Raw genomic sequence first — 13587 nt, 5'->3', positions numbered from 1 at the left:
AATTTTGTTACACTTACTATATATTTTTATTCTCTCACTGGTTATCCTTATCCAGTTGGGCATTTTATACCAAGATTTCAGGCTGATCTTTTCCCAATTAGCGCTTTTTTAACTTAATTATTCTGAATTTTGCCTTACAAGTTCTGGGATTTTTTCTTCATCCTTTTATCTCTTTTATTGTACCCTTTTGTCCTTTTTCTGCTCTTTTTTAGCCCCAATTTTCTTCTGTCAGATTTCTATTTGCCCCAATATTCCTGCCGTCTTAATTTTGAGAGAAAAGTTTAATATGGATAGCTTCTATCAATAGTGCTGCACTGCGGGCTCGTGGGGTAGCCAGGATATCCTAATGGGCTTCGAAGTAAGATTTTTACGAAGATACCCATTGACTCGTGTTCGAATCGCGGCGGGCCCGCTAACTTATTTTTTTCCGTCTTTCCTGACGTTGTGAAAATAGCTTATTCTTTTCTGGACTATTTCTTTTAGAGCTGAAAAACAGGTAATTGGCACTCTTATGCAGATATCAGGCCAAATGATCACAAAAAGGGCTCTGGCACACTAATCTGAAGTTCTTAAAATTAAGCAATGGAATCTCTTATAAAAACTGCATTAAACCTGAAAATTCCACAGGGCATAAAAATATAAAAATCAATTTAATATATTAAATTGATATACTTCTTTATGGGAAAGGGGAATAAAGAGGAAACAATTTGCTGGCAGAATGGGGCTTATAAGTCAATATAACAACTTGACAAGAATAACAACCTGACGAGAAAGACATTACCTGAAAGTTGATGCATTTCTATGTTTTCTTTGACGTCTCTTGTCACTGAGAGCTTTATAGTATCAGGTTGGTTTGAACTTTCATTATTACCCTTGATTCTTACCAGTCGTCCCAGGAAAAAGTGCTCAGTAATAAAAACGGTACGATGCAGCTAAGAAGGAGCTGTTAAAGGTAAATATGGAAAGTAAAGATAGTACCCAGAACCTCGGCACGGTTATTTCAGTCCGTGGCAGCATCGTAGATGTATTTTTCGAGAGGCATTTGCCGTCTGTATACACGTTGCTGCGTGCAGGAAAGGAAAACCAGATTGCTATTGAGGTTTTGACCCAGCTTGATGCACACCATCTCCGCGGAATCGCTCTGAATCCTACCGAAGGTCTTGCTCGAGGCATGGAAGTGAGAGACACAGGTGGACCTTTGAAGGCGCCTGTTGGTAGGGGAATCCTCTCACGAATGTTCGATGTATTTGGAAATGCCATAGACGGCAAGGAGCAGCCATCCGATATTCGATGGCGTTCTATACATCAGGCTCCACCGCCACTGTTGCGTCGGTCTACAATTTCTGAGGTCTTCGAGACTGGCATCAAGGTTATCGATGTGCTGGTGCCTCTTGAACGCGGTAGCAAGACTGGGCTCTTCGGGGGAGCAGGGGTTGGCAAAACTGTTCTGCTAACAGAAATGATTCACAATATGGTCAAGCATCATCAGGGAGTAAGTATATTTTGCGGCATAGGCGAACGCAGTCGTGAAGGGGAAGAGCTTTATCGTGACATGAAAGCTGCGGGGGTGCTCCCCAATATGGTCATGGTTTTCGGGCAGATGAACGAACCTCCAGGCGCTCGTTTCCGGGTAGGTCATACGGCTCTGACAATGGCAGAATATTTCCGGGACGATGAACATCGCGATGTGCTGCTGCTAATAGATAACATTTTCCGGTTTATCCAAGCTGGTTCTGAGGTATCCGGCCTGATGGGACAGATGCCTTCGCGCCTTGGTTACCAGCCGACACTGGGCACTGAGCTGTCGGAACTGGAAGAACGCATTTCCAATACAGACGCCGGAGCCATTATGTCAATCCAGGCCGTGTATGTGCCGGCTGATGACTTTACGGACCCTGCGGCTGTGCACACATTCTCGCATCTGTCTGCCTCTATAGTTCTCTCACGTAAAAGAGCAAGTGAGGGGCTTTATCCAGCTATTGATCCCTTGCAGTCAAATTCCAAAATATCTACACCTGGCGTTATAGGTGAAAGGCATTATCGTCTGGCTCAGGAAATTCGGCAGACACTTGCACAATACGCCGAACTCAAAGATATTATATCTATGCTTGGCTTGGAGCAGCTGTCGCAGGAAGACCGCAACGTGGTAGCCCGTGCCCGCCGACTGGAACGCTTCCTTACACAACCGTTTTTCACTACAGAACAATTCACAGGCTATAAAGGCAAATTTGTCGCCCTTTCAGATGCGCTCGATGGCTGTGAGCGTATTTTGCGCGACGAATTCAAAGAATATGCTGAAGGCGATCTTTACATGATTGGAACAATTGACGAAGCGGTAGCCAAAAAATCAAGCAGGGAAAGATCATGAACTCAGCACTCATGGATCTTAAAATTCTCCTGCCTTTCAAGGTCTTCGCAGATAAGAAAGGCGTATCACGCATAATTGCCGAAACTCGCGCAGGTTCACTTGGACTTCTGCCACATCGACTTGATTTTGTTGCAGCTCTGGAACCCGGGATCCTTACCTACGAAACCGAGGCAGAGGGCGAGATTTATGTTGCAGTCGATGAAGGCGTACTGGTAAAAACCGGTCCGAATGTGCTGGTTTCTGTGCGCAATGCTATTGCCGGAACGGACCTGAGCCAGTTGAAGGAAACAGTAGAGAACGAGTTTTTGGCTGTAGATGAGACCGAACAAAAAGTCCGCTCAGTAATGGCAAAGCTGGAAATCGGGCTTATACGTCGCTTAGCAGAGTTTCGAAGTGGCTGACAGAATGGCAGAAAAACCTTCAAAAGACGAACCCCGCCTGGCCCGCCAGGTTGGGGCAAAAGCTGAACGCAAGCTCAGAGCACAGCGCCAGGTGAACCGGACTGTCTGGCTTGGTTTAGGCATGATGGGGCTTGTAGGCTGGTCAGTGGCAGTTCCAACCCTGCTTGGTGCTGCACTTGGGCTCTGGCTGGATGAGCATTATCCAGTGAGCTATTCCTGGACACTCACAATGCTGATTATTGGCTTATTTATCGGCTGCCTGAATGCATGGTACTGGGTAAGCAGGGAGCATAGGGAAATGCAACAGAATGAGGAGGATAACAATGAATGATGCTTTAAATCTCACCTCGGCGCTGGCAGCTGGTTTTTTGCTAGGAGCTTTTTTCTTCGGAGGTCTCTGGTGGACGGTTCAGAGGGGGCTTTCATCCAGGCGACCCGCATTGTGGTTCCTCGGCAGCCTGCTGCTGCGTACTGGCACCTCTGTTGCTGGATTTTGCTTCGCTTCAGGAGGCCACTAGGAGAGGCTGTTAATATGCTTATTCGGGTTTTTCGTTATGCGCAGTGTTGTGCTCAGATTCACCAGACTCCCGGAGGAAGAATCGAATCAGTTAACAAAGGAGGCCAGTCATGCGAATTAGCCCTGATGAGCTGATTTTCTGGCAGTACGGATTTATCAAGTTCAACGCTACCATTGTGTACACCTGGGGACTAATGCTTGTAATGGCAGTCGGCTCAAAAATCGTTACAGACAAACTTTCCACAGGTCTAAAACGTTCTCGCTGGCAGAATATTCTGGAAATTATTGTCACGAGTATTTTGAAGCAGATTGATGACGTCGGCCTGGATAAGCCACGAAAGTATCTGGGTTTTCTGGGCACTCTTTTTCTGTTCATTGCCGTAGCTAACCTTTGTATTATTATTCCAGGCTATGAACCGCCTACTGGCTCTCTTTCAACCACTGCTGCGCTTGCATTATGCGTGTTTGTAGCTGTGCCGCTTTTCGGGATCGAAGAGCAAGGAGTTGGTTACTACCTGAGGTCGTATACAGAACCTACGATTATTATGTTGCCGTTTAATATAATCAGTGAGCTATCCCGCACCATGTCTCTGGCAATTCGTCTGTTCGGTAATATTATGAGTGGCACGATGATCGTTGCCATTTTGCTGACCATTGCGCCGTTCATCTTCCCGGAGCTCATGATTGCTCTAGGTCTGCTCATTGGAATGGTGCAGGCCTATATTTTCAGTATCCTGGCTACAGTTTATATTACTGCCGCCACCCGAACCAGCAAATCCAGGCGTGAAACTGGAGAATAAGAATAGAAATAACAACTAAGAACAGAAGGGGATATTATGGCTTTAGATAATTATACAACTATAATCGCGGTGGCATCAATTGCCACCTCCGGTATCACTATAGGTATTGGGGTTCTAGGACCTGCAATCGGTGAAGGGCGAGCTGTTGCGACAGCTCTGAGTTCACTGGCACAGCAACCCGACGCTTCGGCAACCATTACCCGGACCCTGTTCGTTGGACTGGCTATGATCGAGTCTCTTTCTATCTATTGTTTCGTTATCTCGATTATTCTGATCTTTGCCAACCCGTTCTGGAATAGAGCAATTACCTGAGTTGCAGAGGAAAATAGCTTATGCTGATCGATTGGTTCACTGTCATTGCACAGATATTCAACTTCCTCATACTTGTGTGGTTGCTGAAGCGCTTTCTTTATAAACCCATTCTCAACGCTATTGATACGCGTGAGAAAAAGGTGGCAGATGAACTTGCGAATGCCGATGCAAAAGAGGCAGAAGCACAAAGAGAGAAAGAAGAGTTCAAGCGTAAGAACGAGGAATTTGACCAACAGCGCGCCGAACTCCTCAAAAGGGCACAGGATGAAGCAAGAGCAGAACGCCAGCGGCTCCTAGAGGAAGCACGGAGAGAAGCTTTGGATTTGAAGGCAAAACAGCTGGAAGCATTAAGGACTGACAGAGAGAACTTAAATCGGGAGATAAGCCGCCGGACTCAAAAGGAAGTTTTTGCCATAGCTAGAAAAGTCCTGAGAGATCTGGCTGGAGCAAGCCTCGAAGAAAGTGCTGTTGACGTGTTTGCTCGAAGACTGCACGAGTTAAAAGGTGAAGAGAAGGAGCAACTGACCTCAGAGATTAGTGCGTCACCTGGTTCCGTGAATGTACGCACCGCATTCGATCTTCCTCAAACACAGCGCGATCTGATAAAAAAGACAATTAAGGAAGCACTTAATGTAGAAATTCAACCAAAGTTCGAAACTACTCCGGATCTGGTCAACGGTATTGAGTTAACAACAAACGGACAAAAAGTGGCGTGGAGTATTAAAGATTATCTCACATCTCTGGAAACAAGTATTGACGAGCTTCTGAAAGAACAGCCCAGAGGTGAGGCCAAACCAGAGCCTGAGCCTGAATCGGATGAATCAAGGTCAAAAACCGAATCTGGAGCGTAACCAGGCATGAAACCACATCTGATATATCTAAACCTGAATAGGAATCCGGGAATGAGCAGGAGTCTGAGAATGAACCCTAATTTTTAACTGAACAAAGCGTCAATCCTAGCCAAAATCCACATAAAGAGTCGATGGACATGGAAGCTACAAGCCTGAAGGATATTTTAGATAGGGTTTTCAATGAGATCAGCGAGGTACGTGAGTCATCCACTCCAAGGCTTACTCTAAGGGAGGTTGGCACTATAAAGACGGTCTCTACAGGTATTGCCAATGTCTTCAGCCTTCCTGGTGTGGGTTTTGAGGAACTGATAAAGTTTCCCGGCGATGTGTATGGGATTGCTTTTAACGTGGACGAAGAGGAAATCGGGGTTGTCCTGCTCGGCGAATACTATCATCTGAATGCAGGGGACCAGGTTGAACGTACTGGTAGGGTTATGGATGTAGCTGTAGGCGAGGGTTTGTTAGGGCGAGTGATCGATCCTCTGGGCCGCCCATTGGACGGCAAAGGACCTGTAATCTCCAGTAAGCGCTTGCCTATTGAGCGCCCCAGTGCAGCAATTATGAACCGTTCTCCTGTCAGCGTGCCCCTTCAAACAGGTATCAAAGTTATTGATGCGTTAATTCCAGTAGGACGTGGCCAGAGAGAGTTAATTTTAGGAGATCGTCAGACTGGAAAAACTGCAATTGCAATTGATACAATCCTCAATCAGCGCGATTATGATGTCCTATGTGTTTATTGTGCAATTGGTCAGCGTGCCTCAGCAGTTGCCAGGGCAGTAGCAACCTTGCGCGAAAAAGGTGCAATGGATTATACTGTCGTTGTGGTGACTGAGGGCAACGACCCATCAGGACTAACCTATATTGCTCCTTATGCTGCTACTAGCATTGCAGAGTATTTTATGGAAGCTGGCCGGGATGTGCTAATTGTTTATGACGACCTGACCAATCATGCGCGTGCTTATCGCGAACTTTCCCTCTTGCTTCGCCGCCCTCCGGGGCGTGAAGCGTATCCTGGCGATATTTTTTATATCCACTCACGGTTATTGGAGCGAGCTACCCACCTGTTCGAAAAGCTAGGTGGGGGCTCACTTACTGCTCTTCCCATTATTGAAACCGAAGCACAGAATATTTCAGCCTATATTCCAACCAATTTGATTTCAATTACTGACGGGCAGATTTACCTCTCACCTTCATTGTTTGAGCTGGGAGTACTGCCTGCAGTTGATGTCGGCAAATCTGTTTCCCGCGTAGGCGGTAAAGCACAGCTTGCTGCCTACCGCGAAGTGGCTGGAGATCTAAAGCTAGCCTACTCGCAGTTTGAAGAACTCGAAGCTTTTACCCGGTTTGGTGCCAGGCTGGATGAGAACACACGCAGGATAATAGAGCATGGCAGGCGTATCCGTGCCCTTCTCAAGCAGCCGGAATCCTCTCCATTGCCCGTACCCGATCAAATTGTTCTTCTGCTTGCTTTAAATGCTAAACTTTTCGACAGCGTGCCACTTGATCGGATGGAGGAGGCTGAAGCGTCCCTACGCAGGGCAGTAGCTGATATCCCTGCAGAGGTGCGCGAACATCTCAAAGCTGATGCAGAATTGACCGACAATGACCGAAAAACAATCCTTGGGATCGCGCGTAAAGCACTGGAACATTTTCAGCCCAGAGCCGAAACAGAGAATGAGTCAGAAGCTAAAGCTGGGGAAAAATCCGTGCCTGAATCCCAGACTGGCGATAAAACAGGGCAGGAAGTTCAAACTGAAGGAAAACCCGAACCGGAGGCTGAAGAGAAACAATGAGCGAAACTCTGGCAAGTCTGCGCCTAAAAATCGATAGAGCAAATGATCTTCAATCTGTCGTTCGAACAATGAAAGCTCTGGCAGCCTCAAATGTAGGACAATATGAAAAATCAGTCAGTGCATTGTCTGACTACTATCGTACAGTTGAGTTAGGATTGAGCACATGTTTCCGGGAAATCGGAACCTCAGTTACTCCTTCAAAACGAAAAAAGCAGATGAGTACTGGCACGGTGGGTGCTGTTGTATTTGGTTCAGATCAGGGGCTGGTAGGTCAGTTTAATGATATTATAAAGGATTATGCCGTCAAGAAGCTGGCAGCTTTGCCAGGCAAAGTTCAGGTTTGGGGTGTAGGTGAACGTGTTTATTCACGTTTGGCAGAAGCGGGTTTGCCACTTGTCGGGCTGTTTGCGGTACCAAACTCTGTCAAGGCTATTACTCCGCTTATAGGACAGATTCTTTTGGAGAGCGAAAAGCTTCGCAGCCAGGACGAGAATACTGAACTCTATCTTTTTTATAACCGCCACAAAACCAGGATTACTTATGAGCCAGTCAGTCAGCGATTGCTGCCACTGGACGAGACCTGGCAAAGTGATCTGGCTAAACTCTCCTGGCCAACTAAGAACCTGCCTGAAGTCATAGGGGACAGCGAAGAAACCACACGAGCGATAATAAGTGAATACCTTTTCGTCTCACTTTTTCGGGCTTGTGCCGAATCCCTGGCAAGTGAAAATTCGAGCAGGCTGGCAGCAATGCAGCGTGCCGACAAAAATATTGAGGAATTGCTTGAGAACCTTAATGGAGAATTTTACCGTGTGCGGCAGAGTGGCATCGACGAGGAGCTGTTTGAGGTTGTCTCAGGCTTCGAAGCGCTATCCAGGTCTCGCAGTTCTGATCACCGCAAAGGCAATATGACTGAGCACAAACTCTGGATAAAACGAGAAGCTGATAAATAAGTCCACTATCTAGACCTGAGAAGGTCACTGAATTTCTGAGAAGATTACTGAATTTCTGAAAAGATCGCTGAATTCTGAAAATGATTTGCTCAGAAATAAATTTTAATGTATGGATACATTTACATTTATTTGAGAATTCTCAAATCTGACTTTCTAGATAATTATTTATCATCTGAACAAAATTCTATATCATGAGCTGGTACGGAATAGAAGCAGTATATAGAGCTATCTCAAGAACAAGAAAAGTTCTTTTTGAACCTTTTGACTTCTGGAAATGGGCAAAACTCGCAATTATCATTCTGTTAGGCGGGGCTGGATCGGGTTATGGGAGTTCGACCAATTACAGTACGGAGATGCAAGACTTAGGAAACAATTTTCCGATTATTGAACTCCCAGCAACTTTGTCAATCCCCGCAATTTTAATAGCAGTATTATTCTTTCTTATTCTAGTTTTGATTCTTTCGTATATTTCCAGTGTCATGGAGTTTGTTTTTGTGGAATCCCTTGTTAGAAACGAAGTAAAGTTCTGGGCTTATTCACGAAGGTTCCTTGGAAAGGGATTCTATCTACTGCTGGTGCGCTTAGCCATAGGGCTTGTATTTCTGGTGCTCCTTGGAATAGCCTTTCTCCCCATTCTCCCCATTATCCTCGAAAGTCCTTCTGATTTTGCCTGGCCTAAATTGCTTGGAGAGATTTTCTGGCTTGTGGGATTATTTATCTTATTAGCTCTGCTTGCGATTGCAATAGAATCCTTTATCAGTCTTGCAATCCCAGTTTCCATTTACCGGGATAAAGGCATCCTTCCAGCTTTCCGCATGATTTATGGAAATTTCAGAAAAAGCTGGAAGGAGGTTGTAGTTTACTGGCTTGTCAGGTTTGCACTCGGGATAGGGACGGGCATTATTGTAATTTTTCTCTTCGTGCTGATGATGCTGGTTCTGGTGCTTGGTTTCCTTATTTTTGACGGGGTTCTGTACTTCTTATTTTCTCTGCTTGTATCGGAATCTTTTATCTGGATACTCCTGACCCCCTTTATCATTATAGAACTGTTTTTAATCCTGGGGACCCTGTTTTTCCTTAGTGTTCCCTTTGTGGTTTTCATGAAATATCATCTGCTGAGCTTCCTCGAAGCCTGGTTTGCAGATGCAGAAATTCCTTTCTTTGATGCTCCTGTCGTAGAACCTGAAAACGGGTTTAATAAGCCTGAGCCAGGTTTTTGATCTTGGTTAGGAAAGTTCAGGGTCCTGATCTTCCCTACCGTGTATGGGAAAAGCTTAGGATTCTGAACCATTATACAAATTTATTTTCAGGTATTCAGGTCAGCTTTAAGGCAAATTCGATATCAGGGGTTCTTTAACTCGCGGATAAAGAAGCTATGTTCAGAATCCCTGTTTTTTTAAATATAATATACTGCATGAAACTAACTATATCCTAGTAATTGTATCACCGGACTGTCATCCGGAAATTAAATTCCGAGAGTTGAGGATAATGAAACAGGAGTTCATTGAGAAGTATTATCTGGGCAAAGAAGTTGAGATCGACATTGGGGGGAATACCACATACAGAGGAATTGCTGCTGAAGTCAATGATGGGGTTCTCAGCCTTAAATGGACTACAAAAGAAGAAGGCTACACTCATATTGATATAGAGAGAATTGCTGTAATATGGAAAACCCTCAGGGGTAGAAGATAAGAAGAATAGACTTGCAAATAAAAATTCTCTTATAACTATTTTTTCAAACAAATTTTTAATATGGGAGAATTTTCTCCCCTTTTTCTCACAATTGCCCGTTTCTTTTATCCCTTGAGTCTTTCTTATTGGTTTTAGTCCACAAACCGCTGCTCTGAAACCATTGCGCTGCAACCCTTTTAAGAAAAGGCTTGACTGAAACCATTGCGCCGGTTTATCACACCGGATAGGGTTTGGGGATAAGGTTACCAAATCCAAAAGGCATGCCGTTTTCGATAAAACCTTTTCTCAAAAGGTTTTTGATCAAACTTTTTTCTAAAAAGTTTGCGCTCAAGCCTTTTTTAAAAAGGCTTGCGATCAAGCTTTATTAAAAAAAGGCTTGGTTATAACAAAGCTTAAATCAAGTTCAGCAATTACTGAATAAATTGATTGGCGTGTGGAAGATCCGTTTCTTTCAGGATAGGCAAAGGTTTTCTTTCCCGAAAACGGATATTGTGTTCGTTAAATACTTATTTGAAGTATAATATATAAGCGACCGGTAGTAAAGTTTTCCAACAGTCCACCGGTTAAAATTTATTAGTAATACATATCGAGCGGCTGCAGAATAAGAACTGCACTGACCGCACTTTCACTTTACCTAATCTTTCTTCAGGGAGACCCCTATATGATAAAAGAAATCACTGCCAAATATAATGCAGAGCAAATCGAAAAGAAGGTAACGCAGCTCTGGGAAGATAGCGAAGCTTATCGAAAAACCCGAGAGCACCGCAAGACCGGAAAAAAGCTTTTTTTTGTTGATGGACCCCCATATACGACCGGACATATCCACCTTGGGACTGCCTGGAACAAGATCATTAAAGACTCCATTCTTCGCTATTATTCCATGAATAACCATAATATCCTCGAGCGCCCGGGCTGGGATATGCACGGCCTGCCAATCGAGGTCAAAGTCGAAGGTGTGCTAGGCTTCAAATCGAAAAAGGACATAGAGAGCTTTGGGGTAGAGAATTTCATTGAAAAATGCAAGGAATTCGCTCTCACCCAGAAACAGGCAATGACCGAACAATTCCAGAGGCTTGGGGTCTGGATGAACTGGGAAGACCCCTACATGACCTTAAAAGACAACTACATCGAGGCTGCCTGGTGGACCCTTAAGCAGGCAAACGAAAAAGCCCTGCTTGAAGTTGGCAAGCGCTCGGTCAACTGGTGCCCACGCTGTGAGACGGCAATTGCGGATTCAGAGGTTGAATATTCCGAAAGAACCGACCCTTCCATTTATGTGAAATTCAAGGTCAAAGGTGAGGAAAACACCTTCATAGTCATCTGGACAACAACCCCCTGGACAATTCCTGCAAACGTAGCTGTAGCCGTACATCCAGACTTTGAATACTCGAAATTCAGAGCTATCAGGCAGGACGGTTCCGAAGAAATTTTGATTACGGCTACAGACCTTATCAAAAATGTCCTTAAACAGGGAAGGTATGTTGACTACGAAGTACTTGAAACGATGCGCGGTGACAAGCTTACAAAACTTGAGTACGAAAGCCCTGTCTGGGATCTTGTGCCCATCCAGAATGAGATAAAGCACGGAGTTTATCTTGCCGATTTCGTAGCTGTAGAAAACACAGGCTGTGTACATATCGCCCCTGGACACGGTCTGGATGACTTTAACCTTGGTGTGAAGTATAACCTTCCGATTCTCTGCCCGGTGGGCCCGAATGGTTCCTATACCGAGGAAGCCGGGGAATATGCAGGCAAGAATGTAAGGGAAGCAAACCCGATTATAGTTGAAGATCTCAGGGAACGCAACAGGTTGCTTGCGGAAGGGACAATCACGCACAGGTACGGGCACTGCTGGCGCTGCAAAACGCCCATTATCTATCTGGCAACCGAACAGTGGTTCCTCAAAGTTACCGAGATAAAAGATAAGATGCTTGAGGAAATCGATGCTGTAGACTGGTACCCTGATTGGGCAGGTTCAGCCCGTTTCAGAACCTGGGTGGAAGGCGCCCGGGATTGGTGTATCTCCAGGCAGCGTTACTGGGGAATTCCCATACCGGTCTGGAAGTGTAAAAAGTGCGGAAAGCTTGAGGTAATAGGGACCAAAGCCGAACTGCTGGAAAAATCAGGAACAGCCGGGGACATCGAACTTCACCGACCCTATGTGGATAAAGTCACTATCCCCTGTGAGTGCGGCGGAGAGAAGAAGCGCGTGGAAGACGTTTTTGATGTCTGGTTTGATTCGGCTGTCGCTTCATGGGCTACCCTGAAGTTCCCGCAGACACGGGAGCAGTTCGATGAATGGTGGCCTGCTGACTTTATCACTGAGGGACATGACCAAACCCGTGGCTGGTTCTATTCTCAACTGGGAGCAAGCATGGTAGGCTTCGGACAGGCGCCATATAAGAGTGTGCTCATGCACGGTTTTACGCTTGATGCGGGCGGAAAGAAAATGTCCAAGAGCCTTGGAAACGTGATTTCACCGATGGATATCGTTGGCAGGTTCGGGGCTGATACCCTGCGTGCCTATGTGCTTTCTTCAAGTGCGCCCTGGGACGACCTGAAATTCAACCTTGAAGAAGTGGAAACTATCCACCGTTCAATTAATATTCTCTGGAATGTTTTCAGGTTCCCTCTGCCATACATGGCGCTTGACAATTTTAATCCTTTAAAAATTAGCCTGGATTCCGTAAAAGACGCGCTCAGGGTGGAGGACAGATGGATTCTCTCAAGAGTCCAATCCGTTGTCAAAACCGTGGACGAAGCGATGAGCGGGTATCTGCTGCATAAAGCCGTGCGCGAAATCATGGAGTTTATTCTGGAAGACCTCTCCCGCTGGTATATCCAGCTTATCCGCCCAAGAACCTGGACCGAGGCTGAGGATCCCGATAAGCTTGCAGCTTATTGCGTGCTTTATGAAGTCTATGTAACCCTTACGAAGTTGATCTCGCCTTTCATGCCTTACCTGGCTGAAGAGATGTACCAGAACCTGATCCGAAACGCAGACTCGAGCGCACTGGAATCGGTTCATATGTGCGATTGGCCGACAGTCAATGAAGCTTATCTCGATCCTGAACTTGAGTCAGCAATGGACACTGTGCGTTCTATTGTGGAAGCCACCTCAAATGCCCGCCAGAAAGCAGGAAGAAAGCTCAGATGGCCTGTATCCCGAATAATTGTTTCCCCTGAAAGTGAGGATGCAGCAAAGGCTGTCGAGAGCTTGCGCTCAGTCCTTATGGATCAGACTAATTCCAAGGCAATTGTGCTGACGCCTGTAGGCAAGAGCTGGGATGAACTCGGGCTTGAAGTGATTCCAGACCCGGGCAAAATAGGCCCTGTTTTCAAGAAAGATGCAGGAAAAGTCATTCCTGCCCTGCAGAAAGTTGACGGCTTTGCCCTGAAGAAAGCTTTCTCTGAGGCTGGCGAGTTTGAACTCTCCCTTGCAGACGGAACAACGGTTACAGTAACTTCGAACATGGCAAATTTCAAAGAGACCCTGCCCGAAGGTACAGCAAGTGCAGAATTCGATGCTGGCCTTGTCTATGTAGATGCGAACCTGACTCCCGAACTGGAAGCTGAAGGATATGCAAGAGAAGTAATTCGCAGGCTTCAGGATATGAGGAAAGAACTTGACCTTGTCGTGGATGAAAATATCCGCGTCTCGGTCCGGATTGGAGATGAAAGAGTATTGAAGCTCGTTGAAACCCTCAAGGATCTGATTGCAGAAGAGGTAAGAGCCGATATCCTTGAGCTTGGCAGCGATATCGATGTTTCCGGAGCCCTTGTGAAAGACTGGGATGTCGAGGGCATTGCCATGAAGATGGGTATTGCAAAAAGTAAACCCTGAAGAGGTTTGGAGATCAAAGAGAGGTTAGAAGCCAAACTACAAAATGGGAAAGGACT

General features: G+C 45.7%; 12 protein-coding genes and 1 tRNA gene. All 13 read left to right on the top strand.

Annotated features, from left to right (window positions below):
- The first annotated feature begins 318 nt into the window (after positions 1 to 318).
- Positions 319 to 412 (top strand) — tRNA-Arg (locus tag AOB57_RS12675).
- A 546-nt stretch (positions 413 to 958) separates the two neighbouring features.
- Complete coding sequence (gene atpD / locus AOB57_RS12670) at positions 959 to 2368, top strand: F0F1 ATP synthase subunit beta (RefSeq protein ID WP_054297935.1); 1410 nt, start codon at positions 959 to 961, stop codon at positions 2366 to 2368.
- On the top strand, positions 2365 to 2769 hold the full coding sequence (locus tag AOB57_RS12665) for a F0F1 ATP synthase subunit epsilon (protein WP_082384071.1): 405 nt from the start codon (positions 2365 to 2367) through the stop codon (positions 2767 to 2769). The genes atpD and AOB57_RS12665 overlap by 4 nt, the downstream gene beginning before the upstream one ends.
- Positions 2770 to 2773: 4 nt before the next feature.
- Positions 2774 to 3100 (top strand): AtpZ/AtpI family protein, encoded by a 327-nt coding sequence (locus AOB57_RS12660; RefSeq protein WP_054298025.1) that lies wholly within the window; start codon positions 2774 to 2776, stop codon positions 3098 to 3100.
- Complete coding sequence (locus AOB57_RS14680) at positions 3078 to 3287, top strand: N-ATPase subunit AtpR (protein ID WP_319592645.1); 210 nt, start codon at positions 3078 to 3080, stop codon at positions 3285 to 3287. Before AOB57_RS12660 ends, AOB57_RS14680 begins: the two co-directional genes overlap by 23 nt.
- A gap of 109 nt (positions 3288 to 3396) precedes the next feature.
- On the top strand, positions 3397 to 4086 hold the full coding sequence (locus tag AOB57_RS12650) for a F0F1 ATP synthase subunit A (RefSeq protein ID WP_054297936.1): 690 nt from the start codon (positions 3397 to 3399) through the stop codon (positions 4084 to 4086).
- A 36-nt stretch (positions 4087 to 4122) separates the two neighbouring features.
- Positions 4123 to 4398: a F0F1 ATP synthase subunit C gene (locus AOB57_RS12645; RefSeq protein WP_054297937.1), complete on the top strand. Its 276-nt coding sequence runs from the start codon at positions 4123 to 4125 to the stop codon at positions 4396 to 4398.
- 20 nt (positions 4399 to 4418) lie between these two features.
- Positions 4419 to 5249, top strand: a complete 831-nt coding sequence (locus AOB57_RS12640) for a F0F1 ATP synthase subunit B family protein (protein WP_054297938.1) — start codon at positions 4419 to 4421, stop codon at positions 5247 to 5249.
- Between the two features lie 131 nt (positions 5250 to 5380).
- Entirely contained in the window at positions 5381 to 7042 is a 1662-nt protein-coding gene (locus AOB57_RS12635) for an alternate F1F0 ATPase, F1 subunit alpha (RefSeq protein WP_273076789.1), read from the top strand.
- Positions 7039 to 7995, top strand: a complete 957-nt coding sequence (locus AOB57_RS12630; RefSeq protein WP_054297940.1) for a F0F1 ATP synthase subunit gamma — start codon at positions 7039 to 7041, stop codon at positions 7993 to 7995. Before AOB57_RS12635 ends, AOB57_RS12630 begins: the two co-directional genes overlap by 4 nt.
- Positions 7996 to 8186: 191 nt before the next feature.
- Positions 8187 to 9215, top strand: coding sequence for a DUF7544 domain-containing protein (locus AOB57_RS12625; protein ID WP_054297941.1), 1029 nt, complete (start codon positions 8187 to 8189; stop codon positions 9213 to 9215).
- Positions 9216 to 9483: 268 nt separating this feature from the next.
- On the top strand, positions 9484 to 9687 hold the full coding sequence (locus AOB57_RS12620; protein ID WP_054297942.1) for an MM0924 family protein: 204 nt from the start codon (positions 9484 to 9486) through the stop codon (positions 9685 to 9687).
- A gap of 661 nt (positions 9688 to 10348) precedes the next feature.
- Entirely contained in the window at positions 10349 to 13531 is a 3183-nt protein-coding gene (gene ileS / locus AOB57_RS12615; protein ID WP_054297943.1) for an isoleucine--tRNA ligase, read from the top strand.
- Positions 13532 to 13587: the final 56 nt, after the last annotated feature.

The sequence above is a fragment of the Methanosarcina flavescens genome (genome assembly GCF_001304615.2).
Classification (GTDB): domain Archaea; phylum Halobacteriota; class Methanosarcinia; order Methanosarcinales; family Methanosarcinaceae; genus Methanosarcina; species Methanosarcina flavescens.
This window is presented reverse-complemented; position numbering and strand designations above follow the sequence as displayed.